This window comes from Desulfuromonas sp. (assembly GCA_002869615.1).
Lineage (GTDB): Bacteria > Desulfobacterota > Desulfuromonadia > Desulfuromonadales > UBA2294 > BM707.
The window spans coordinates 46,946-67,992 of record PKUH01000110.1 but is presented as its reverse complement, the minus strand read 5'-3'; the positions used below and the strand labels follow the sequence as shown (position 1 = coordinate 67,992).

The 21,047-nt window shown below is 55.4% G+C and carries 23 protein-coding genes and 1 pseudogene; 18 read left to right on the top strand and 6 right to left on the bottom strand.

The genetic code is table 11. The annotated features are described in order from the left end of the window. Positions 1-192 precede the first annotated feature (192 nt). From prmA to C0623_13000, 5 genes are read left to right on the top strand one after another with little or no spacing between them, the layout of a single operon-like run. Positions 193-1,113: a 50S ribosomal protein L11 methyltransferase gene (gene prmA, locus C0623_13020; protein PLX98239.1), complete on the top strand. Its 921-nt coding sequence runs from the start codon at positions 193-195 to the stop codon at positions 1,111-1,113. Beyond that, positions 1,074-1,865, top strand: a complete 792-nt coding sequence (locus C0623_13015; GenBank protein ID PLX98238.1) for a 16S rRNA (uracil(1498)-N(3))-methyltransferase — start codon at positions 1,074-1,076, stop codon at positions 1,863-1,865. The genes prmA and C0623_13015 overlap by 40 nt, the downstream gene beginning before the upstream one ends. Positions 1,866-1,889: 24 nt before the next feature. Beyond that, a complete protein-coding gene (locus tag C0623_13010) occupies positions 1,890-2,216 on the top strand; it encodes a hypothetical protein (protein PLX98237.1) in 327 nt (108 codons plus the stop codon). A gap of 24 nt (positions 2,217-2,240) precedes the next feature. Then, positions 2,241-3,323, top strand: a complete 1,083-nt coding sequence (locus tag C0623_13005) for an efflux RND transporter periplasmic adaptor subunit (protein ID PLX98236.1) — start codon at positions 2,241-2,243, stop codon at positions 3,321-3,323. An 8-nt stretch (positions 3,324-3,331) separates the two neighbouring features. Next, a complete protein-coding gene (locus C0623_13000) occupies positions 3,332-6,514 on the top strand; it encodes an AcrB/AcrD/AcrF family protein (protein PLX98235.1) in 3,183 nt (1,060 codons plus the stop codon). Positions 6,515-6,675: 161 nt separating this feature from the next. On the opposite strand, the gene C0623_12995 is transcribed toward C0623_13000, so the two are convergent. The 5 genes from C0623_12995 to C0623_12975 all read right to left on the bottom strand — a co-directional run bounded on the left by C0623_12995 (position 6,676) and on the right by C0623_12975 (position 9,050). Continuing rightward, positions 6,676-7,365 (bottom strand): hypothetical protein, encoded by a 690-nt coding sequence (locus tag C0623_12995; GenBank protein ID PLX98234.1) that lies wholly within the window; start codon positions 7,363-7,365, stop codon positions 6,676-6,678. 132 nt (positions 7,366-7,497) lie between these two features. Then, positions 7,498-7,749, bottom strand: coding sequence for a hypothetical protein (locus C0623_12990; protein ID PLX98233.1), 252 nt, complete (start codon positions 7,747-7,749; stop codon positions 7,498-7,500). A 3-nt stretch (positions 7,750-7,752) separates the two neighbouring features. Continuing rightward, positions 7,753-8,379, bottom strand: coding sequence for an MBL fold metallo-hydrolase (locus C0623_12985; protein ID PLX98232.1), 627 nt, complete (start codon positions 8,377-8,379; stop codon positions 7,753-7,755). Further along, the gene (locus C0623_12980; GenBank protein ID PLX98231.1) at positions 8,367-8,591 is read right to left on the bottom strand and encodes a hypothetical protein; all 225 of its coding nucleotides are present in this window, start codon (positions 8,589-8,591) and stop codon (positions 8,367-8,369) included. The genes C0623_12985 and C0623_12980 overlap by 13 nt, the downstream gene beginning before the upstream one ends. A 63-nt stretch (positions 8,592-8,654) precedes the next feature. Further along, complete coding sequence (locus C0623_12975; GenBank protein PLX98230.1) at positions 8,655-9,050, bottom strand: tautomerase; 396 nt, start codon at positions 9,048-9,050, stop codon at positions 8,655-8,657. A gap of 135 nt (positions 9,051-9,185) precedes the next feature. Between C0623_12975 and C0623_12970 the strand changes: the two genes are divergently transcribed. The 6 genes from C0623_12970 (at position 9,186) to C0623_12945 (ending at position 13,115) form a co-directional block, all read left to right on the top strand. Then, positions 9,186-10,025, top strand: a complete 840-nt coding sequence (locus tag C0623_12970; protein PLX98353.1) for a diaminopimelate epimerase — start codon at positions 9,186-9,188, stop codon at positions 10,023-10,025. Then, a complete protein-coding gene (locus C0623_12965; GenBank protein ID PLX98229.1) occupies positions 10,022-10,441 on the top strand; it encodes an HIT family protein in 420 nt (139 codons plus the stop codon). Before C0623_12970 ends, C0623_12965 begins: the two co-directional genes overlap by 4 nt. 213 nt (positions 10,442-10,654) lie before the next feature. Then, positions 10,655-11,290, top strand: a complete 636-nt coding sequence (locus C0623_12960; protein ID PLX98228.1) for a pyrimidine 5'-nucleotidase — start codon at positions 10,655-10,657, stop codon at positions 11,288-11,290. A gap of 15 nt (positions 11,291-11,305) precedes the next feature. Beyond that, entirely contained in the window at positions 11,306-12,163 is an 858-nt protein-coding gene (locus C0623_12955) for a deoxyribonuclease IV (protein PLX98227.1), read from the top strand. Then, positions 12,160-12,609, top strand: a complete 450-nt coding sequence (locus C0623_12950) for a D-tyrosyl-tRNA(Tyr) deacylase (protein ID PLX98226.1) — start codon at positions 12,160-12,162, stop codon at positions 12,607-12,609. The genes C0623_12955 and C0623_12950 overlap by 4 nt, the downstream gene beginning before the upstream one ends. After that, on the top strand, positions 12,609-13,115 hold the full coding sequence (locus C0623_12945; GenBank protein ID PLX98225.1) for a hypothetical protein: 507 nt from the start codon (positions 12,609-12,611) through the stop codon (positions 13,113-13,115). The genes C0623_12950 and C0623_12945 overlap by 1 nt, the downstream gene beginning before the upstream one ends. 284 nt (positions 13,116-13,399) lie before the next feature. On the opposite strand, the gene trxA is transcribed toward C0623_12945, so the two are convergent. Next, entirely contained in the window at positions 13,400-13,729 is a 330-nt protein-coding gene (gene trxA / locus C0623_12940) for a thioredoxin (protein ID PLX98224.1), read from the bottom strand. 171 nt (positions 13,730-13,900) lie between these two features. Here trxA and C0623_12935 point away from each other — a divergent pair, with 171 nt between their 5' ends. From C0623_12935 to C0623_12905, 7 genes and pseudogenes are all read left to right on the top strand, one after another. Then, a complete protein-coding gene (locus tag C0623_12935) occupies positions 13,901-14,473 on the top strand; it encodes a hypothetical protein (GenBank protein ID PLX98223.1) in 573 nt (190 codons plus the stop codon). Then, positions 14,235-15,131: a hypothetical protein gene (locus tag C0623_12930; GenBank protein ID PLX98222.1), complete on the top strand. Its 897-nt coding sequence runs from the start codon at positions 14,235-14,237 to the stop codon at positions 15,129-15,131. Before C0623_12935 ends, C0623_12930 begins: the two co-directional genes overlap by 239 nt. Then, the gene (gene ccsB, locus C0623_12925; protein ID PLX98221.1) at positions 15,128-15,967 is read left to right on the top strand and encodes a c-type cytochrome biogenesis protein CcsB; all 840 of its coding nucleotides are present in this window, start codon (positions 15,128-15,130) and stop codon (positions 15,965-15,967) included. Before C0623_12930 ends, ccsB begins: the two co-directional genes overlap by 4 nt. A gap of 26 nt (positions 15,968-15,993) precedes the next feature. Further along, entirely contained in the window at positions 15,994-17,310 is a 1,317-nt protein-coding gene (locus C0623_12920) for a glutamyl-tRNA reductase (protein PLX98220.1), read from the top strand. Between the two features lie 38 nt (positions 17,311-17,348). Beyond that, the gene (locus C0623_12915; GenBank protein ID PLX98219.1) at positions 17,349-18,311 is read left to right on the top strand and encodes a hydroxymethylbilane synthase; all 963 of its coding nucleotides are present in this window, start codon (positions 17,349-17,351) and stop codon (positions 18,309-18,311) included. Positions 18,312-18,506: 195 nt separating this feature from the next. Continuing rightward, positions 18,507-20,042: pseudogene (gene cobA, locus C0623_12910) on the top strand (uroporphyrinogen-III C-methyltransferase). Between the two features lie 11 nt (positions 20,043-20,053). After that, positions 20,054-21,025: a porphobilinogen synthase gene (locus C0623_12905; GenBank protein ID PLX98218.1), complete on the top strand. Its 972-nt coding sequence runs from the start codon at positions 20,054-20,056 to the stop codon at positions 21,023-21,025. The last annotated feature ends 22 nt before the right edge of the window (positions 21,026-21,047 follow it).

The window sequence follows — 21,047 nt, the reverse complement described above, 5'->3', positions numbered from 1 at the left end:
CTTTCATTAAGATCAAGAAGCCATTCTTTTCGGACCCTTACAGCCTTAATAAACCTGGGCTAATATGACTTGCTGTAAAAAATATCACGCATGGTACTTTTTAATTAAAACCTAGTGATGTTTAACTGAAACGGTCTGATTTTGTCAAGGTTTTTATTGCTTTTAAACGGTTGACTCTGTAAAACTTCGAGCATGGAGCTAAGTTGGACAGAAACTGTTTTTTCGGTACCGGTCGAGCTGATTGACCAGGTCTCAGATGCCCTGTATGGCATCGGCTGTATCGGTGTCATGGTCGAGGAGCGTGATCTCGATACCTTTGTCGCTCCTGATCCGGATGCTGATCTTCCCGAGAGTTACGAGATCAGGGCCTATTTCCCGGAAACAGCTGAGCCGGGGAAACTGGCCCTGAGTATCTGCCGGGGGCTGGCTGCTGAAATGCCCGGCCTGACGCCTGCCGCGATCCGTTTTTCCGGAGTTCAGCAGGAGGATTGGGCCGAAGGGTGGAAGCAGCATTTCTCAACGGTGCGCTTCGGCTCGCGACTGGTGGTCAAACCGACCTGGGAACAGTGGCAGGGTGACGATGATTCGGCGCTGGTTTCTCTCGATCCGGGAATGGCATTCGGGACCGGCAGCCATGAAACGACAAGGCTTTGCCTGCAGGCGGTGGCCGACCGGTTTGAGCAGTCACCGGCGCCGGATTCGGTCCTTGATGTCGGAACCGGCTCGGGGATTCTGGCGATAGCGGCGGCCGCTCTCGGGGCGAGCAAGGTTATCGGCTGTGAAATCGATCCGGGCGCCTGCCGGGTGGCCGAAGAGAATGTCATGCTGAACCGCGTTGCCGGCCAGGTTGAGATTACCGGCCGGCCGCTGCCCGATATCGCCGGCCACTATGACCTTGTTATTGCCAATATCCTTGCCGAGGAAAATGTCCGACTTGCGGTTGACCTGGTTGCTCATCTCGCACCCGGCGGTTGCCTGATCCTGTCCGGCATCCTTAAGGAAAAAGAAAGTTTTGTCTGTGCCGGCTTCTGTAATCTTGGCCTCAATGATCCTGATATCCGTTATGAAAATGAATGGTGTTGCATGATCTATCACAGAGAGCAGCGTTCATGACCCTGCGTCGTTTCTTTATCCCTCCGGAGGGAGTCGAAGGTGATCGAATCCGGCTGGATGGTGATCTGCTTCGCCACATCCGGAAGGTTTTACGCCTTGGGACCGGCGACCAGATCCTGCTGCTTGATGGTGTCGGCAACCATTATCTGGGCCAGATCAATGAGCTTACTCCGGGATCGGGGCAAGCTCTGATTATCGAGCAGTGGTTTGAACGGGAAAAAAACCTTCCGGTTCGACTGATTCAGTCATTGCCGAAGGGGGAGAAGATGGAGCTGATTCTGCAGAAGGGTTGTGAACTCGGCGTTAATCGGTTCAGTCCCGTATTCAGTGAGCGTTCCGTTCCCGAATTCGATCAGGGCAGGGGTGAGAAAAAGCTGCAGCGCTGGCGGAAAATCATTGCGGAAGCTGCCCGACAGTGCCGGCGCCCGATCCTGCCGATCTGTGATCCGGTTCAGGAGTTTGGTCAGGTCATTTCGACCTGCCGCGAGGAACTCAAGCTGATGCTCTGGGAAGACGGGAGCGTTGCACTGGTCGAGAGATTGCCGGAAAAAAGACCGGCCGGTGTTGCTGTTCTGGTCGGTTCTGAAGGGGGATTCGGCCGGGATGAGGTGGACCGTGCAAAAGCCGCCGGGTTTTTACCGGTCAGTCTTGGGCCAAGAATCTTGCGAGCTGAAACATCCGGGTTTGCAGTCACGGCCGTTCTGGAGTATCTTTATGGTGATTTTGGTTCCGATGAAAACAGTCGGGGTTGATTCCATTTACCGGGAGGAAAGACAATGAAATGTCCGAAGTGTGGTTACACCAGTTTCGATTATCTTGACGAGTGCAAGAAATGCGGCAAGGATCTGATGGAACACAAGGAAAAACACAATATCCGCTCCCTGATGTTTCCGGCTTCCGGAGCAGCGGCAGCGGCCACGGCGGCGACTGCAGCCGCGGGTGCCCCGGCTGCTGGAGGGGAAGAGTTCGGATTCGACTTCATGGAAGAGGAGGCTGGCGGTGGCGCCCCCTCCGAGCCGGCGACCGAAGTCACGGAAGATGATACCTTCGATTTTGCTGAAGAGGAAGACAGCTTCAGTTTCGATGATGACGATACTTTTTGATCGATCAAACCGGATGAATAACCAATGCAATTCAAAATATTGATAGTCGGTCTTGCGCTTCTGCTGATTTCGGTTTCCGCTGTTGCCGCTGAAGGTGGAAAAGAAGGGGGCGGTCAGGCCCAGAATGCGCCGCCGGCAATGCTGGTCGCGGTTGAAAAGATTGTTGAAGGGACCGCAGAGCCGAGCCAGCAAATGGTCGGGACCGTTTTTTATTCACGGGTTTCGAACGTAGCGTCCGAGGTCGGCGGGCTGGTCGCTTCGGTTGCCATTAATGATGGTGACCGGGTCAAGAAAGGCGCGAGCCTGGTCACTCTCCAGACCGATATCCTTGAAACGATGATCGATAAAACCCGCAATTCCTTCGAGCAGGCGGTTATCGACATGGAACAGGCGCGCAAAGACCTGACCCGCCTTGAATCTCTGCACAGTGACAATCTGATTGCCGAAACCACCTATGACAACCAGATGGCGACAGCCCGGGGTCTGGAAAAAAGGGCCGCCGCTCTCAAGGCCGATCTCGACCGGCTCCAGCTCGAAAAAAAGAAAATGACGATCGACGCCCCCTTTTCCGGAGTGGTTCTCAAGAAAGAGGTTGAACAGGGAGAGTGGGTTAACGCTGGCGGTACCGTTGCCGTGGTTGCCGATGATCGACAGGTCGATGTGGTGGTCGATATTCCCGAACGGATGGTCGGGCTGCTCGAAAAAGGACGGGAAGTTGCTATTATCAGCGGCGATAAAAAATACACCGGTCGTTATGTTGCCCTGATTCCGAGGGGTGATATTGCGACCCGCACCTTTTCGATCAAGCTCCGGTTGAAGAACACCGATGCGTTGATCGAAGGCATGGCTGCCAGAGCTTTGCTGCCGGTCAGTCCGGCCGAAAGCGGCCTGCTGGTGCCGCGCGATGCCGTCATCAATAAATTCGGTCGCGATGTTGTTTATATTGTTGAAGGCGGACTGGCCAAAATGATTCCGGTCGAGGTCACCGGCTACTCCGGGCTGCAGTTCGGGGTCAGCGGTGATGGCCTCAAGGCTGGTCAGGATGTCATTATCAAGGGTCAGGAACGCATCTATAATGACGGTACGCCCGTTCGATTCGGATCCTGAGGTTATCAATGGATCTGGTCTCTTTTTCAATTAAAAAACCGGTAACGGTTATTTCGATCATTGTCATGGTTGTCCTGTTCGGTCTGATCAGTCTGAACAGGCTGCCGATTCAGCTGGCACCGACAGTGGTCGAACCGGTTATCTCGGTTACCACCACCTGGCGCGGCGCCACGCCGTATGAAATCGAACGCGAAATCATCGAAGAGCAGGAGAATACGCTCAAGGGGCTGACCAACCTGGTCAAGATGGAGAGCAGCTCGAGCAACGGCCAGGGCCAGATTACCCTGACCTTCAAGATCGGTACCGAAGTCAACGACGCACTGCTACGGGTTTCGAACAAGCTCAACGAGGTGCCGTCCTATCCGGCAGATGTCGATCAGCCGGCCGTCAATGCCTCCGGTGCGCAGAGCAGTTTTGCGATCTGGGTCATTCTCAAGGCGATGGATGATAATCCGCGTCATGTTTACACTTACCGGACATTTTTCGAAAACGAAATCCGGCAATACCTGGAACGGGTCAAAGGGGTCTCCGAACTCTTCCTCCCGGCTGGTACCGCCGAGGAAATGCACGTCGTGGTCAGCCCGGAAAAACTGGCGTCACATCGCCTGACGGTTGATCGGGTTATTAATGCGCTGCGGAATGAGAACGTCAACATCTCGGCCGGCATCCTCGGTGTCGGCCGCCGGGATTATCGTATCCGGACGACCGCCGAATTTAAATCGCCGGAGCAGATTGCCGGCGTTGTTCTCGCCTCGACCGGTCAGGAGCGGGTGACCATTGGCGATGTTGCCAAGGTCGAGCGCGGCTATGCCAAGTCGCTCGGTTCGGTTTTGCACAACGGCACGCCCGGCATGGCGATCGGTTTGCGCCCGGAGACCGGAACCAATATTCTCGAGTTGACTGAAAGTTATGAAAAAGCGGTAGAGTGGCTCAATGAAACCAAGCTGAAGCCGCAGGGGCTTTACCTTGAATGGGTTTATGATCAACGGTTTTACATCAACAGCGCAATCAACATGATCAAGCAGAACATCCTGTTCGGCGGCTGCCTGGCCATCGTTGTTCTGCTGATTTTCCTGCGTAGTCTGCGCGCGACCATTGTCGTCGGTATGGCGATTCCGATCAGCGTCATCGGTACCTTTATCATGCTCTACGCGCTCGGTCGCAACCTGAATGTCGTCAGTATGGCCGGTATCGCTTTTGCCGTCGGCATGTTGGTCGATAACGCGATTGTGGTTATTGAAAATATTGACCGGCACCGGAAGATGGGCAAGACAGCTTATCGGGCAGCCCTGGAAGGGACCAAGGAGGTCTGGGGTGCTGTTCTCGCCTCGACGATTACCACCCTCGCGGTTTTCCTGCCGGTCGTATTTATCGAGGAGGAAGCGGGCCAGTTGTTTCGTGACATTGCGATCGCGGTGGTCGCGGCGGTCTCGCTGTCTCTGTTCGTTTCGGTATCGGTTATCCCGATGTTGGCCCAGAAGCTTCTCGCCGCCAAGGACGAGGAGACCGACGGGGTTATCAGCAATGGCCTGCAATCGTTCAGCGAGCGCTTTCAGCCGAAAGTACAGCCGATCAACGAAATGCTCTCCGGCTTCGGTCTCCGTTTACGCGACGGGATGATGTGGCTGGTCGGCATAGCGACTCTTTCCACGCGCAATCGGATCGCTACCGTTGTTCTGCTGATAACCCTGGCCATCTGCTCCGGTTATTTCCTGATGCCGCAAAAGGACTACCTGCCGCAGGGCAACCGCAACTTTATCCTCAGTTTTCTGATCCCGCCTCCCGGCTTGTCGCTGGAGGAACGGAACGATATCGGGAACCAGTTCTTTGAACTGGCCAAACCGCATATCAAACAGGAGGTTGACGGGGTCCCGGCGATCCGCAATATGTTCTATGTTGGCCGTGAAGGCTTCATGATTGTCGGTGCCCTGGCCGAAGAGTGGGACAAGGCCCGAGATCTTTTGCCCCTGTTCAACCGGATGAGCAACTCGATTCCCGGTATTTTCGGAGTTGCATCGCAACCCGGGGTCTTTCAGCGAAATGTGGGCGGCGCAAAATCGGTCGAGGTCAATATCAGTGGTGATGACTTGACCCGCATCACGACCGCCTCGGCGATGCTTTTCGGGGCCATACGAAACGCGCCACAGGGGATGAGTCCGCGGCCGATTCCATCGGTTGAACTGACCTACCCGGAGGTTCACTTTATTCCGGATCGTGACCTGATGACCGCCAACGGGATGACTTCCCGCCAGTTCGGCGTCGCCCTCGATGTCCTGATGGATGGCACCATTATCGGTGACTTCAAGGAGGACGGGAAAAAGAAGATCGACCTGGTTGTCAAGTCGGCCGATGACAGTGTCGTGACGCCGGAGGATGTCAATAATGCCCTGCTTGCCACCCCGACCGGCAGGGTGGTCCCGGTCTCAAGCCTGGCCCGGATGAAAGAATCGATCGGGGTTTCGCAGATCCGTCATCTGGAAAGAGAGCGGACCGTTACCCTGCAGGTCTCTACCCCGGTCGACATGCCGCTGCAGGTAGCGACCGATATTATCGAAAACCAGTTGATCCCGGCGGTCGGGGCCAACGGTGCTTTCGACGGACTGAATGTTTCAATTGGAGGAACCGCCGACAAGCTCAAAGAGACCGCCGAGGTTCTCGGGTGGAACTTCATCATGGCGGCGGTGATCGCTTACCTGTTGATGGCGTCGCTGTTCGGCAACTTTATCTACCCGCTGATTATCATGCTCACCGTACCGCTGGCCGGTGCCGGCGGCGTGCTCGGCGTGCAGGTCCTGAATATCTTTTTGCGCCTCGGCGGAGCGCCGATTCAGCAGATGGATATTCTGACCATGCTCGGTTTCGTCATTCTCATCGGGGTCGTGGTTAATAATGCCATCCTGATTGTTCACCAGTCCCTCAATAATTTCCATCTCCACAACATGGATTATGAAGAGGCAGTGCTCGAATCAGTCCGCAGTCGTCTGCGGCCGATTTACATGAGCGCGACCACCAGTATCTTCGGGATGCTACCGCTGGTCGTTATCCCGGGTGCCGGCGCCGAAATGTACCGCGGTCTCGGTAGTGTCCTTCTGGGCGGCCTGGCGGTTTCGACTATCTTTACCGTCTTTGTCATCCCGGCGATTCTGATGTGGGTGATCAAAATGGAAAAACGTGAGGTTGAAGAAGGTTGATCCTAACCCGTCATCTGCGAGGTTGCTCTTCAATCTTCGTCCCTCGACGTAAGTGAAGTATGCCTTGCATCTGGCGATTTCAGCCAACCCTGTGAGCGGATTTGCACCAAAAAGGCCCGGCTGTTTTGCCGGGCCTTTTTGGTGCTATACGATCAATAGCTTCAGTTGAGAATCTGCATAAGCGATTGCTTGTAGGTGCTGGTCCATTCCGGAATCGTTTCCGGGGTGACAGCCTTGAAACCCATACTGCCCAGCACCTTGGAGCCGACTTTGTCGACCCGGCGGGTAAAGACTTTTTTCCCGGCGGCATCCCAGAGCGATACAATGTTTTTGGTCAGGGCCTTGTTTGTCGGAACCAATTTTCCGGTGGCAACAGTCCATTCCGAGAAGATCAGAAATACCCCGTCGACACCGAGACTTTGACAGAGGGCGGCGGCCTTTTCCGGCGCCAGGTCACCACGTTTCAGACTGCGGCTGTCTTGTGTGAAAACCCCCAGAGGTTTACCTTTCACATTCGGGACGTAGGCGGTCAAGCTCAGTTCTTCAGTCTGTTTTTTATACCCATTCGAACCGATGAATGACGAAGCCCTGGCTACATTGAACTGCTTGGCCAGTTCTTTTTCGGTGTAGTTCAACAGGCTGTCAGTTGCATTTTGCATGGTTTGATGCATGTTGCTGCCGATGCCGCCACCTTTGACCGATCCGCCCCAATCACTGACTGTAAGCGAAACAACCGCAACTTTGTTGATTTGTGATAGTTCCTTGATGCTCTTGGTTGCGCCGGTTGTTTTGCAGCCGGTCAGCGAAGCAACGAAACTCGCGAGAAGTAACAGGTATAGTAGGCGTTTCATCGGCCCTCCTTGTGTTGTCCAATGCTTTCCGGGATTGGTAAGCAATTGAAATGATTGGTTTGAGAGGGAATAATAGCAGAAAAGAGAGTTCCGGTAAAAGATTTTGATTCCTGCCGGTCGGCGCGGTCGAACTCATCTCTCCTCTGGTAAATCGACTCCGCAGGTCTGGTCACAGAACGGCTGGTTATTTGATTTGCAGCAACTGCAGATATAGACTTTCTTTTTCTCTGCGATCTCGAAGCGGATCGGCAGATCGTCACTGCGCCTGTGCCCGCCGTCGCAGAACGGCAGGTTCTGTGAACGGCCGCAGACGCAGCGGAAGTAAGTGCCCGGTTCAAGGGTGATGGCAATCGGCATGTTGGCGTCGCAATTTTTTTTACTCATGGCTTAACCCATTCTCAGCTTGATGAAGCTTTCGAGGTCCGGGCAGCGGAGGAACTCGTTGTTCTCCAGTTCCCAGCCGATGGTCGAGAACGGTTGCGGTCCGTAATCGTGGCCCGGAAAAACTTTCGTCTCGGTCGGTAGTTGCCGTAACCGCTGCAGGCTCTCGTAAAGGTCTTCGACGTTGCTTCCCGGCAGGTCGGCCCTGCCGCAGCGCGAGACGAACAGGGTGTCGCCGGTGATGATCGCCTTATCGGTTTTAAAGACAATCGAGCCGGGGGTATGGCCGGGAGTATGCAGGATCATGATCGTCCCATTGCCGATATGAAGCTTGCTCCCTTCTTCGAGCGCGATATCGGCCTGCGGCAGGTCCTCAGGATGGCCGGCCAGCTCGGCGCCGGTTGCCTCGAGGATTTCGCCATTGCCGGAGATGTGGTCTCGATGACCGTGGGTGTTGCCGAGGATCTTGATGGTAACGTCTTGCTCAGCCGCTTTAGCCAGTAAAAGCTCCGGTGTGAAAGAGGGGTCGATAGCAAGCCCTTCACGGGTTGCCTTGCAGTAAACGAGGTAAGAAAAATTATCGGCATCGCCGGCCGGTATCTGGATAATTTCAAGGTCCATTATGCCTCCCATGGCTCCGGGCTGATCTCGACGGTTCCGGTTTTGACGATTGCTCCATCGATCACCTTGAACTGGTCGCCGGTTTTTTTGACGACCCAGGTGTCACCCTCTTCCGGAGGAAGCGGGAATTCCCGGCTGCCGAGATATACGTCTTCATTGCCGATCATTCCCCACCAGTCGAGCGCTCCGGTCTGCCAGAGCTTGGTTTTAAGATTAAATGCCATGTTACTGCTCCTGATTGTTAATGATATGAGTATGATAGCGGGGTTGACGCCGGATGTCCAAAATTATTCGAGAGGATCTTCGCCTTCGCTCCATGAGGGGAGCTCCCGGTCATCGAGCTGGAAATGCGGGCCGTCATGCTCGGTGTAAATAATGTAAATGCTGGCGGTCGGGACTCCACAGGTTGCGTGCAGATCGCTCATAATGGCCAGGGCGAGCTGGCGTTTCTGCTCCCGGGTTCGGCCGAGACGGATATCGGCGTTGAGAAAAGCGATCCCATCCTCAGGTTTTTCGGCCCGGCCGAACACCAGATCGTTGGTGTCGTAACAGCGATAGGTAATGCCGATATGGTCGGTGCCGGTGTCCATGATAGTGGCAAAGTTATTGACCACCTTGGCGGCAAATTGTTTTTTCTCTTCCGGCGAAGGAGTGAAATTCAGTTCGAATTGCAGATGCGGCATATTGGCCTCCTCTCTTTTAACAAGAGTAGCAGTCGAAACCGAGAGTGCAAATTTGCACATGAGAATGACCGGTTGTGATTGACGGTCTTTTGCCTTTATAATTGCACATTGCAGAAAGGACCGGATAACATGCCGATACAATTTACCAAGATGCACGGGGCTGGTAACGACTACGTCTATATTGACTGTTTCGATCAGGAGATTGACGACCCGGCGCGACTTGCCAAAGAGATCTCGGATCGTAATTTCGGAATCGGGTCCGACGGGCTGATCTTGATCCTTCCGTCAGATCAGGCCGACGTCCGGATGCGGATGTTTAATTCCGATGGCAGCGAGGCCGAGATGTGCGGTAACGGAATCCGTTGTGTTGCCAAGTATTCCTTCGACCATAACCTGGTGCGCAAGGAAACGATGGTGATCGAAACGGGTGCTGGTCTTTTACCGGTACAGCTCTTCATCGGAACCGATGGCTTGGTTGAAAAGGCCCAGGTCAACATGGGCGAGCCGCGAACCAGGCGTCATGAAATCCCGATGACCGGGCCGGCAGAAGAATCGGCCGTCAATTTTGAAATCAGGGTCGCTGGCGAAACCTTTAACGCGACCTGTGTTTCGATGGGGAATCCGCATTGTGTCATCTATGTCGATGATGTCGACCATTTTCCGGTGGCCGACGTCGGACCATACATCGAAAATCACGAAACTTTTCCAGAAAGAATCAATGTCGAATTCGTTGAAGTTATTTCAGCGACAGAAGTCCGGCAACGGACCTGGGAACGCGGCGCTGGGGAAACTCTCGCCTGCGGCACCGGCGCTTCGGCGGTGACGGTCGCCGGCGTCCTGACCGGCCGGACTGAACGGAAAATCATCAACCATCTGCTCGGTGGTGATCTTGAGCTTGAATGGACCGAAGCGGGGACAGTGCTGATGACCGGTCCGGCAGTTGAAGTATTCAGTGGCGAGTACGCACCGCGATGAACGACTGCCGGATGTGCCACAAATGGCACGATGAAGCGGAGTTGCGGATTGCCGAGTTTGAGCACAGCTATGTCATGCTCAATCGTGACCAGTTTTTTCCCGGGTACAGTTTTGTTTTCACCAGGGAGCACATCACCGAACTGTTCCACCTCGACCCGTCGCGGCGGCACGCAATCATCGATGAAGTCAACCGGGTGGCCGAGGTGCTGGCCGAAATCTTTCAACCGGCAAAAATGAACTACGAACTGCTCGGCAACATGGTCCCGCACATGCACTGGCACCTGGTTCCCCGGTTCGAAACCGACCCGCTCTGGCCGCAACCGATCTGGGCCGAGCCGCATGACGAGGTGCTTTTGTCGCCGGCCGAATATAAAAAGCGGATTGAGAAGATAAAGGAAAAGCTGAAAGAGATTTAGCCACGAAGACACGAAGGACACCAAGAAAGGCCAAGAATTTTTAACGGAGAGATGGAGAGTTGGAGAGAAAAGAGGAAAGCCAACTTCAGATATTAAGATACAATTGATTTTTGTTCCACTCTGCGTCTCTCCGACTCTCCGTTAAACCAGATTTTAAGGTTCTGATTTTCTTGGTGCTCTTCGTGACTTGGTGGCCTGCTTTGGTTTCGAATTATGGACGCAATACTTTTTGATCTCGACAATACGCTCTACCACCCGGAGCGCGAACTTTTTTCGCTGATCGATGTACGGATCAACCGCTACATGTCCGATATTGTCGGGATCGCCCCGGCCGATGTCGATGGCCTGCGGCGTCGCTACTGGGCCGATTACGGCGTGACCCTGCAGGGGCTGATCCGGCACCATGGAGTCGATGCCGAGGATTATCTCGATTACGTGCACGATGTGAATGTCCATGAACGGATTCTGCCCGACCCCGAATTGTGCGATCGGCTGGCGGCGATCGAGTCGCCCTGTTATGTCTTTACCAACGGCTCCCGGGCCCATGCCGAGCGGGTACTGGCCTGCCTCGGGATCGCCGAACAATTCGAAGAGATTTTCGATATCCGGATTGCCGCCTATCAGCCGAAACCATTTCCGGATTCTTATCGTGAAGTCATGCGCAAGGTCGGTTGTAAACCGGACCGGAGCGTCATGGTTGAAGATTCCATCGAGAACCTGCTGACGGCCAGGGAGATGGGAATGAAGACCGTTCTTGTGCGCGAACTGGAGCCGGACAGACGCTTTGATGCGCACGTCGAAACTGCCAGCGCCGCCGCTTCGGTTATTTGCGGCTGGCTTGCCGCCTGAAGGAGACAGCATTAGATGAGTGAACAATTCAGTCAGCCGATCGGGGCGCATATGTCAATTGCCGGCGGCCTGCATCTCGCCTTTCCGCGCGGCGAAGAGGTCGGTTGCACGGCGATGCAGGTTTTTACCAAGAATGCCAGCCAGTGGAAGGCCAAACCGATCAGTGATGACGACGCGCAATTATTCCGGGAGGCCCGGGACAAGAGCCCGATCGGACCGGTCATCGCTCACGATACCTACCTGATCAACCTGGCAGCGACTGACCAGACCAAGTGGTCGAAATCGAAAGCAGCGTTTGCCGACGAGATCGAGCGTTGTTCGAAGCTCGGCATCGAGGGCCTGGTCATGCATCCCGGTTCGCACCTCGGTGAAGGGGAAGAGGCCGGTCTGGAAAAGGTCTGTACCGCCTTTAAGGAGATCTTTGTCGAAACACCGGATGATGTCATGGTGCTGATTGAAAACACGGCCGGGCAGGGGACCAATCTCGGCTGGCGGTTCGAGCATCTGGCGACCATTCTCGAAGGCGTGCCGGACGGGCGGTTCGGGGTCTGCTTCGACACCTGCCATGCTTTTGCCGCCGGCTATGATTTGTCGAGCGAGGAGGGTTTTGCCGAGGTGATGGCCGAGTTCGATCGCCTGATCGGGGTTGAGCTGATCAGGGCCTTTCATGTCAATGACGCCAAAAAACCGCTCGCTTCCCGGGTCGACCGGCATGAGCAGCTCGGTGAGGGCTTTATCGGTCGTGACGGTTTTCGCGCCCTGATGCGGGATTCCCGTTTTCACGACGTGCCGAAAATTCTCGAGACTCCGAAGGGGGATGACAACGAGTGGGATCTCAAGAACCTGGCCCTGTTGCGGGAGCTTGCCGGGTGAGGGCGGTTGTCCAGCGGGTGACCTCCTCTGCGGTCGAGGTCGACGGGAAGGTTGTCGGTTCTATTGGCCGGGGGCTGTTGGTGCTGCTCGGAGTCGGCCGGGAGGATAGTGAGCAGGATGCTCTTTATCTTGCCGACAAGATTTCCGGTTTGCGGATATTTGAAGATGCAGACGGCAAGATGAATCTGGCGGTTGCGGATGTTGGCGGGTCGATACTGGCGATCTCGCAATTTACGCTCTACGGCGATTGCCGCAAGGGGCGGCGCCCCGGCTTCAGTGCGGCGGCCCCGCCGGAGCGGGCGAACAGCCTCTACGAATATTTTGTCTCCTGCCTGCACAACCTCGATCTTGACGTCGCGACCGGGGTTTTCCGGGCCGAGATGAAAGTACAACTGGTCAACGATGGGCCGGTCACTATGCTGCTCGACAGCCGAAAAGAATTCTGATGGATGAATACTACGAAGAAGAACCGCGGAGCGAAGGCCGCGGTCGGTCAGCCAAGAAGCGGGAGGCCAAGGCTATTGAAAAGATCGCCGAGCGGCTGGTTGCGCTTCCGGAAGCCGAATTGCCGAACCTGCCTCTCGAGGACGAACTCCGGGATGAGTTGCTTGAAGTACGCCAGACCAAAGGGCATAGTTCACGCAAACGTTCCCTGAAACATTTTGCCGGCCTGCTCCGGCGTGATGATGGAGCGCGGCAAGCGCTGGAGGAGGCACTGAACCGGTTTGACCTGCAGCATGGTCAGGAAACGACGGCGCAGCACGATCTGGAAAAACTGCGCGAGCAGCTCTGTTCAGAGGACGGACATGAAGAGGCGCTCAACATCGTTGCCGACCGGTTTCCGTCAGTCGATCGCAAGGCGCTGCAAAGGCTGGTCAGGTCGGTCCGGCATGGTGGCGACAAGAGAGCCTACCGGGAGATCTTCCGTCGCCTGCGTGATGCGGATGAATAACAGTGAAGATCCTGTTTGCCACCAAGACACCAAGGTCACGAAGAGCAACAACCCCGAAACCTGTTTTAACGGAGAGGCGCAAAGACGCAGAGAAGGACAAAACCGATAAAAGCAGGTGAGCATTGCCCCTTTGCTTGGGGCCGATTGTCCCGTTTACTCTCCATCTCTCCGGCTCTCCGTTAGAGAGTTACTGCCTTTCCTTGGTGGTCTGGCGGCATATTTTTCAAAATAAAAAGGCCCGCTCCATGGAGCGGGCCTCTCATATTTTGTATTTTGGATGTAGTTTACAGCGCCTTTTTGATCAGTCCCTCGAGCTGGTTCTTCGGAACGGCACCAACCACCTGGTCGACGACCTGACCGTCCTTGAACAGGATCAGGGTCGGAATGCCGCGGACACCGAACTGTCCCGGTGTTGCCGGGTTCTCATCAACGTTCAGCTTGCCGATCTTGATCTGGCCATCGTACTCTTCGGCCAGTTCGTCAACTACCGGGCTGATCGCTTTGCAGGGTGCGCACCATGAGGCCCAGAAATCAACCAGAACCGGTACCGAGGATTGCAGAACATCCGCTTCAAATGCATCATCCGAAAGTTGTACAACATTGTCGCTTGCCATTTTTCTCTCCTTTAACCTACTGCACATAATTTATTGTTACCTGTGCTGTCATCATAGATTACAGCTGAAAAAAATCAAGAATTAAATATTTCGGTATAATTCTGACGCTCGCCTTGACATGGCGGTGCCGGGTTCATATCATGCCTGAAATGCGAACAATACGGGGGTTTTATGATTCATGACAAGGTGGTCCGGGCGGCCGAAGACCAGAAAGTGCTGCTAAACGAAATTCTGGTAACCCATGCCGAATCCTTTCAGGCGTTTGCCAGGGATGTCGTCAAATCGTTCAACAATGATGGCCGCCTGATCGTCGTCGGCAGCGGAACCCTTGGCGCCGTGGCTAATCTTGTTGCCAACCTGTTCAGTCACCGGCTTTCAATTGATCGGCCGATGCTCCCGGCGATTTCCCTTTGCCAGAATGCCGTTCTCGGTACCGCGCTTGCCAGCGACGGCCAGAGTGACCAGTATTTTGTCCGACAGTTACGGACACTGGCCCGGCCGGAAGATGTCCTGCTGGTGTTTGACGATTTACGGCACGATGCGGCGATCCGGGAGGCCATCCAGTTTGCCCGTTCGCTGGAGTGCACCGTCGGCAATATTTGTTTGTGCACCGACAATGCCGACGGCGAGCCGGACTATCTCTTCTGCTTTCCCCAGGTTTCCCAGGCCAGGGGCATCGAGGCGGCTGTCTTTCTGGGAAGCCTTTTGTGCGAACTGGTTGAAGGAGAACTCTTTGGTATCTGATTATCCCGTGGTACTGCAGCTCGCCGGCAAACGCTGCGTGGTGGTCGGTGCCGGCCCGGTCGGTTTGCGTAAGGCCCGCCGATTATGTGAAGTATCGGCCGACGTCATTCTGATCGATCCTGCCCGGGACCGGGTTGATACCCCTGCCGGAGCCACGATGATTAACCGTGCTTTCCGGCAGTATGATCTGGATGGTGCCAGTCTCGTTTTTGCCGCCACCAACAATCAGCAGGTCAACCGGGCGGTCGCCGAAGCCGCCCGCGCCCTGGGCATCCCGGTGAATGTTGCCGATGATCCGGCGGCGAGCGATTTTACGGTCCCGGCCAGTTTCAGCCGGGGGAACTTGTCGATCGCTGTCTCGAGCGGCGGTGTTTCGCCGGCGATAGCCGCCATGGTCAGAGACGAAGTCGAAATCCTGCTCCCGGATGCCTGGCAAATCTTCCTTGAGATTGCCGGTGAACTGCGGGCCAGGCTGTTGACATCAGATCATAAAGCCGCGTACAATCAACAGGTTTTGCAAAATCTTGTCAGCGGTGGGATTCTGACAATGATTGAGAACTTTGATTCATCCGGGGTCGATCAGCTGGTGACTGCGGAATTCGGCAACGGCTATTCGCTGGCTGATCTCGGAATCAGCCTGCCAAAGGATTCGCCATGAGTTCCAATATCCTGTTATTCAAAATCGCGCTGTTGTTCTATTTTGTAGCGACAGTTTTTTTCCTGCTTGATGTTCTGTCCCGCCGCGAAAAGTTCGGCAAGGCGGCGCGATGGGTCCTTGCCGGTGGTTTTTTGGTTCACCTGGTCACTCTGGGGGTCCGTTATTTTGAAGCTGGCCAGACTCCGGTAGCCAATCTGCATGAAGCCCTTTCCTTCTTTGCCTGGACCGTGGTCGGAATCTATTTCCTGTTTGACTTTCGTTATCGACTGGCAATCCTCGGTGCTTTTGTCGGCCCGCTTGCGGTTGTGCTGATGATTATCGGCTCGGCTGTACCGAAGGCCGTGACGGCCCCGAATCCGATGCTCGACAGCTGGTGGTTTCCGATTCATGTCAGTCTCGCCTTTCTCGGTTATGCCGTGTTTTCCCTGGCCGCTATTGCCGGGGTGATTTACCTGCTGCAGGAGAGGGTCCTGAAGAGTAAAAAAATCTCGAGTCTGTATCATCGACTGCCGTCACTCGAGGTCCTCGATACGATTAATTACCGTTGCCTGACTTTCGGTTTCCCGCTGATGACAATGGGAATCATCTCCGGTGCGGTCTGGGCCAACCAGGCATGGGGCGGATACTGGCGCTGGGATCCGAAGGAAACCTGGGCCCTGATCACCTGGTTCCTCTACGCGGCACTGTTGCATGGTCGATTAACCATCGGCTGGCGTGGGCGGCGGGCAGCGCTCTTCGCCATTATCGGTTTTGCATGTTTGGTCTTTTCTCTGCTGGCGGTCAACCTTCTGATGTCAGCTGAACACAGTTTCAAGGCGATTCAGGGCCTGCAGTAGCCCTGGCGCGATCCGGATTTGATTGTATGAATATCATTGTCGTGGGGCTCAGTCATAAAACCGCCCCGGTAGATATACGCGAAAAAGTCGCGTTCGCTCCGACCGCCATGCAGGAACCGCTGCATCAGGTTGTTGGCCTCAGCACGGTTGCCGAGGCGGTCATTGTCTCGACCTGCAACCGGGTCGAGATTTATGCGACCAGCCGCGATGTCGAAAGCTGTGTTATTCAACTCAGGCGCTTCATGGCCGAGTTTCACCAACTTGAGGCCGACGCACTGGAAGACCATCTTTATGATTACCAGGGTGAAGAAGCGATCCGCCATGTTTTCCGGGTTGCCTCGAGCCTCGATTCGATGGTTCTCGGTGAACCACAGATCCTCGGTCAGATCAAGACCGCTTATGGCCATGCCTCGGAATTCAAGACCGCCGGCCTGATCCTCAATCGGTTTCTGCACAAGGCTTTTTCCGTTGCCAAAAGGGTCCGGACCGAAACCGACATCGCCAGTAACGCCGTATCGGTCTCTTTTGCCGCAGTTGAACTGGCCCGCAAGATTTTCGGAACACTCGACAACAAGACGGTCATGCTGATCGGAGCCGGTGAAATGTGTGAACTGGCGGCGCGACATTTCATCAACAACGGTGTCTCATCGGTTATGGTTACCAACCGGACCTTTGAGCGGGCCGAAAAACTCGCCGTAGAATTCAACGGTCGGCCGGTCCCGTTTGAGGATTTTACCGAGTATCTTCATCAGGCCGATATCGTTCTGACCTCGACCGGGGCTCCGAATTTCATCCTCGGGCACAAGAAAATGGAAGAGGTCATCAAAAAACGGAAGAATCGACCTATGTTCCTGATTGATATTGCCGTGCCGCGTGATATTGAGCCAAAGGTCAACGACATTGCCAATATCTACCTCTATGATGTTGATGATCTGCAGGAGGTGGTGCAGGCCAACCTCAAGGAACGGCAGAAAGAGGCGAAAAAAGCCGAGGCAATCATCGACCAGGAAATTGGCCAGTTCTACCGTTGGCTCGGAACCCTCGATGTCGTCCCGACCATTGTTGCGCTGCGCAAGAAGTTTGAAGAGGTCCGGAAGGCTGAAATTGAAAAAACCCTGGGCCGCCTCAACGGCATCGGCAAAAAGGAACAGAAATCAATCGAGGCGATGACCTCGGCGATTATCAACAAGCTTTTACATCAACCGATCTCGATGCTTAAGCAGAGTGAGGATGATTCGTCCGGCGATGCCTACGTCGATGCGGTTCGGGCCTTGTTCGATCTGGCTCCGCCCGACTCCGATGAAGCGGCAGAAAACGATGAGCTCGAAGACAACCAATCTTGATTAACGTAATTGACTATATAAGGAACAGGTGAATCAGAATGGCTAAAAAGGTTTTACGTATCGGCACTCGCGCCAGCGCCCTCGCCCTCTGGCAGGCCAATTGGGTCAAGTCCGAACTCGAAAAGCGTTACCCCGATCTTGAAGTCACCCTGACCAAGATCAAAACCCAGGGCGACAAGATTCTCGATGTGCCGCTGGCGATGGTCGGCGGCAAGGGGTTGTTTACCAAGGAGCTGCAGGAGTCGATGCTGCGCAATGAGACTGACATCGCCGTGCACTCGATGAAGGATGTCCCGACCATCTTCCCGAAAGGTCTGGCCTTGCGCTGCATCACTGAGCGTGAGGATTGCCGTGACATTACTATCCTTCGCCCCGGCGTTTCGACCTGGAGAGACCTGCCCCAGGGCGCCCGCATCGGCACCTCGGCCCTGCGGCGCAAGGCCCAGTTGCTGCATCTGCGCCCTGACCTGCAGATGATTGATATCCGTGGCAACGTTCAAACCCGGATCCGCAAGCTGACCGAGGACAACCTCGATGCGGTGATTCTCGCTTCCGCCGGCATGAAGCGCCTCGGCTTCACGAGCCAGATCAGCGAGTATCTGCCGGTCGATGTGTCGATTCCGGCGATTGGCCAGGGCGCCCTCGGTCTCGAGAGCCGTATCGATGATGATGAGACCAACAGCCTGATCGATTTTTTCAATCACCCGGAAACCGACCGGGCGGTACGTGGCGAACGGGCTTTCCTGCGACGCCTCGAAGGTGGCTGCCAGGTTCCGATCGCCTGTCACGGTACGGTTGATGGATCGGAGCTCACCCTGACCGGTTTCGTCTCCGACTGCGAGGGCGTCAGATGTCTCAAGAAAACGGTTTCCGGATCTGTTGAAGAATCTGAAAAACTCGGGATCTCTCTGGCCGATGACCTGTTGATTCAGGGGGCCGGCGAAATCCTCAACGAGGTGTACAACAGCGAGACGTTTAACGTCGAAAAGGAAGACGTCTAGGCGGTTGATGAAAAACACCCATCTGCGGCGTTGCCCTTGACCGAGTCGCTGCGACGTAGCTTGCGCTACGCCTCACTCCTCGGCCCGCGGGCGCCTGGCATCTGGGCGCTTTTGATCAACCTTTGACAGAGAACAGGTTTCACAGGGGCAGAACTATCCTGCCATTTTTGCCCCGGGCGGGCAAGGGAACCACGCATGACCGAGCAACAGGGCTACGTCTACCTCATAGGGGCCGGGCCGGGAGATCCGGGGCTGATGACCGTCAAGGGGCTCGACTGTCTGCGTCAGGCCGATGTCATCATCTATGATTACCTGGCTAATCCACTCTTTCTCGAACAGGCACCCGCCGCCGAACACATTTATGTCGGCAAGCGCAAGGGCCTGCACCATTACCCGCAGGAAAAGATTAATCAGCTGTTGCTCGAAAAGGCGAGTGCCGGCCTGACCATTGCCCGGCTCAAGGGGGGCGATCCTTTTATCTTCGGTCGGGTCGGCGAGGAGGCGATGGCGCTGGCCAAAGCAGGTATTCCCTTTGAAGTTGTCCCGGGCGTGACTGCCGCCGTTGCAGCCGCAGCGTATGCCGGTATTCCGTTGACCCATCGAGACTGTACGACCAGCCTCGGTTTTATTACCGGGCACGAGGATCCGACGAAGAAACTCTCGAGCCTTGATTGGGAAAAACTGGCGACCGCCGTCGGCACCCTGGTTTTTTACATGGGGCTGACCAACCTGGAAAACATCTCGGAACAGCTGATCGCGCATGGTCGCAATCCGGATACGCCGGTAGCGGTTATCCGCTGTGCGACAACTCCGCAGCAACAGACTCTGAGCGGTACGCTCGCTAATATCGCAGAGATGGTCCGGCATGAGGAGTTCAGGCCACCGGCCCTGATCTTCGTCGGTGAGGTCGTCAACTTTCGCGAGTCATTGCGCTGGTTCGATAATCGGCCGTTGTTTGGAAAAAGAATCCTGGTCACCCGGGCCGCAAATCAGGCCGGGGAGTTCAGCCAGCGCCTGCTTGAACTCGGGGCCGAACCGGTCCTTTGTCCGATGATCGAGATCGTACCGCCCGATTCATACTTCGACCTTGATGCGGCGATTGAACGATTGGCCGAAACCGATTACCTGGTGCTGACCTCAGTCAACGCCGTTGATGCCTTTATGCATCGTCTGGCCGCGCTCGGAAAAGATGTCCGGCAACTGTGTCATGTCAGGCTGGTCGCCGTCGGACCGAAAACAGCTGAGTCCATGATAAAATTCGGGCTGAAAGCCGATATGATGCCGGGAGATTTCCGGGCCGAAGGGATTATTTCCCTGCTGCGCGACCAGGTCGCCGGCAAGAGGATTCTCTACCCGAAAGCCGAACGGGCCCGCGATGTCATCCCGGAGCAGTTGACCGAAGCGTGAGGGATCGTCGATGCCCCGATTGCCTACCGCAGTATTGTGCCGCCCGGTTCAGCGCCGAGGCTCGAGGCGGTCCTGGCTGACGGTCTCGACCTGATGACATTCAGTGCGTCGTCAACCGTCAGCAACCTGATGGCCTTGCTCGATACTGAAAACAAACTCCGGGTGCAAACTTTTCCGGTGGCTTCAATCGGTCCCCTGACCACCAAAACTGCACATGAAGCTGGTCTTGATGTTGTCGTCGAGCCCGAAGAGTCGACTCTTGATGCCATGCTGGAAGCGATCACAGACTATTTTAACAGGCCGGTTGCCAACCCGGCCGAGTAAGGAGCATAACCATGTTTTTTCCCGAATATCGAGGCCGCCGGATGCGGCGCAACCACAATTTTCGCCGGATGGTCCGGGAGACCCACCTGCGGGTGGATGACCTGATCTATCCGATGTTCAGCGCTTTTGGCAAAAACATCAAAAAAGAAATCCCGTCGATGCCGGGAATCTACCAGCAATCGATCGAGCATATTGTCGCCGAGGCCAGAGAGGTTTATCAGCTCGGTATCCCGGCGGTCATCCTCTTCGGTATTCCGGAGCACAAGGATCCGGTCGGCCAGGACGCCTACAGCGACAACGGCATCATCCAGGAAACGATCCGGGCGATCAAAAAAGAGGTTCCGGAACTGACTGTCATCACCGATGTCTGCATGTGTGAATATACCGACCACGGGCATTGCGGCGTCATCAAGGATGGCGACGTCGACAACGATGAGACCCTTGGCTTATTGGCGGCAGAAGCCCTTTCCCATGCCCGGTCCGGCGCCGATATTGTCGCCCCCTCGGACATGATGGATGGCCGGGTGGCTGCGATCCGTGAAATCCTTGATGCCAATGGATTCAGTCACATCCCGGTGATGAGTTATGCAGTCAAATATGCCAGTGCCTACTATGGCCCGTTCCGTGATGCGGCCGATTCGACGCCGCAGTTCGGTGACCGACGCAGCTACCAGATGGATCCGGCCAACCGGATCGAGGCTTTCCGCGAGGCCGAACTCGATGTTCAGGAGTGCGCCGATTTCCTGATGGTCAAGCCGGCGCTCGCCTACCTCGATATCCTGCGCGACCTCAAGGAGCGCTTCAACCTGCCGCTGGTTGCCTATAATGTCTCCGGCGAATATTCGATGATCAAGGCAGCCGCCGAGAAGGACTGGATCGATGGCGACCGGGTGATGCTCGAAACACTGCTCGGAATGAAGCGAGCCGGGGCCGATCTGATCATCACCTATCACGCCAAGGAGGCTGCCCGGTTGCTTGGCTGATGGCGCAGCACCCTTCGCTCTG

What these genes read in the sequence shown, in the direction of transcription:
- prmA (PLX98239.1), top strand. Translation starts at nt 193, where the DNA reads ATGGAGCTAAGTTGGACAGAAACTGTTTTTTCGGTACCGGTCGAGCTG.
- C0623_13015 (PLX98238.1), top strand. Translation starts at nt 1,074, where the DNA reads ATGGTGTTGCATGATCTATCACAGAGAGCAGCGTTCATGACCCTGCGT.
- C0623_13010 (PLX98237.1), top strand. Translation starts at nt 1,890, where the DNA reads ATGAAATGTCCGAAGTGTGGTTACACCAGTTTCGATTATCTTGACGAG.
- C0623_13005 (PLX98236.1), top strand. Translation starts at nt 2,241, where the DNA reads ATGCAATTCAAAATATTGATAGTCGGTCTTGCGCTTCTGCTGATTTCG.
- C0623_13000 (PLX98235.1), top strand. Translation starts at nt 3,332, where the DNA reads ATGGATCTGGTCTCTTTTTCAATTAAAAAACCGGTAACGGTTATTTCG.
- C0623_12995 (PLX98234.1), bottom strand. Translation starts at nt 7,365, where the DNA reads ATGAAACGCCTACTATACCTGTTACTTCTCGCGAGTTTCGTTGCTTCG.
- C0623_12990 (PLX98233.1), bottom strand. Translation starts at nt 7,749, where the DNA reads ATGAGTAAAAAAAATTGCGACGCCAACATGCCGATTGCCATCACCCTT.
- C0623_12985 (PLX98232.1), bottom strand. Translation starts at nt 8,379, where the DNA reads ATGGGAGGCATAATGGACCTTGAAATTATCCAGATACCGGCCGGCGAT.
- C0623_12980 (PLX98231.1), bottom strand. Translation starts at nt 8,591, where the DNA reads ATGGCATTTAATCTTAAAACCAAGCTCTGGCAGACCGGAGCGCTCGAC.
- C0623_12975 (PLX98230.1), bottom strand. Translation starts at nt 9,050, where the DNA reads ATGCCGCATCTGCAATTCGAACTGAATTTCACTCCTTCGCCGGAAGAG.
- C0623_12965 (PLX98229.1), top strand. Translation starts at nt 10,022, where the DNA reads ATGAACGACTGCCGGATGTGCCACAAATGGCACGATGAAGCGGAGTTG.
- C0623_12960 (PLX98228.1), top strand. Translation starts at nt 10,655, where the DNA reads ATGGACGCAATACTTTTTGATCTCGACAATACGCTCTACCACCCGGAG.
- C0623_12955 (PLX98227.1), top strand. Translation starts at nt 11,306, where the DNA reads ATGAGTGAACAATTCAGTCAGCCGATCGGGGCGCATATGTCAATTGCC.
- C0623_12945 (PLX98225.1), top strand. Translation starts at nt 12,609, where the DNA reads ATGGATGAATACTACGAAGAAGAACCGCGGAGCGAAGGCCGCGGTCGG.
- trxA (PLX98224.1), bottom strand. Translation starts at nt 13,729, where the DNA reads ATGGCAAGCGACAATGTTGTACAACTTTCGGATGATGCATTTGAAGCG.
- C0623_12935 (PLX98223.1), top strand. Translation starts at nt 13,901, where the DNA reads ATGATTCATGACAAGGTGGTCCGGGCGGCCGAAGACCAGAAAGTGCTG.
- C0623_12930 (PLX98222.1), top strand. Translation starts at nt 14,235, where the DNA reads ATGTCCTGCTGGTGTTTGACGATTTACGGCACGATGCGGCGATCCGGG.
- ccsB (PLX98221.1), top strand. Translation starts at nt 15,128, where the DNA reads ATGAGTTCCAATATCCTGTTATTCAAAATCGCGCTGTTGTTCTATTTT.
- C0623_12920 (PLX98220.1), top strand. Translation starts at nt 15,994, where the DNA reads ATGAATATCATTGTCGTGGGGCTCAGTCATAAAACCGCCCCGGTAGAT.
- C0623_12915 (PLX98219.1), top strand. Translation starts at nt 17,349, where the DNA reads ATGGCTAAAAAGGTTTTACGTATCGGCACTCGCGCCAGCGCCCTCGCC.
- C0623_12905 (PLX98218.1), top strand. Translation starts at nt 20,054, where the DNA reads ATGTTTTTTCCCGAATATCGAGGCCGCCGGATGCGGCGCAACCACAAT.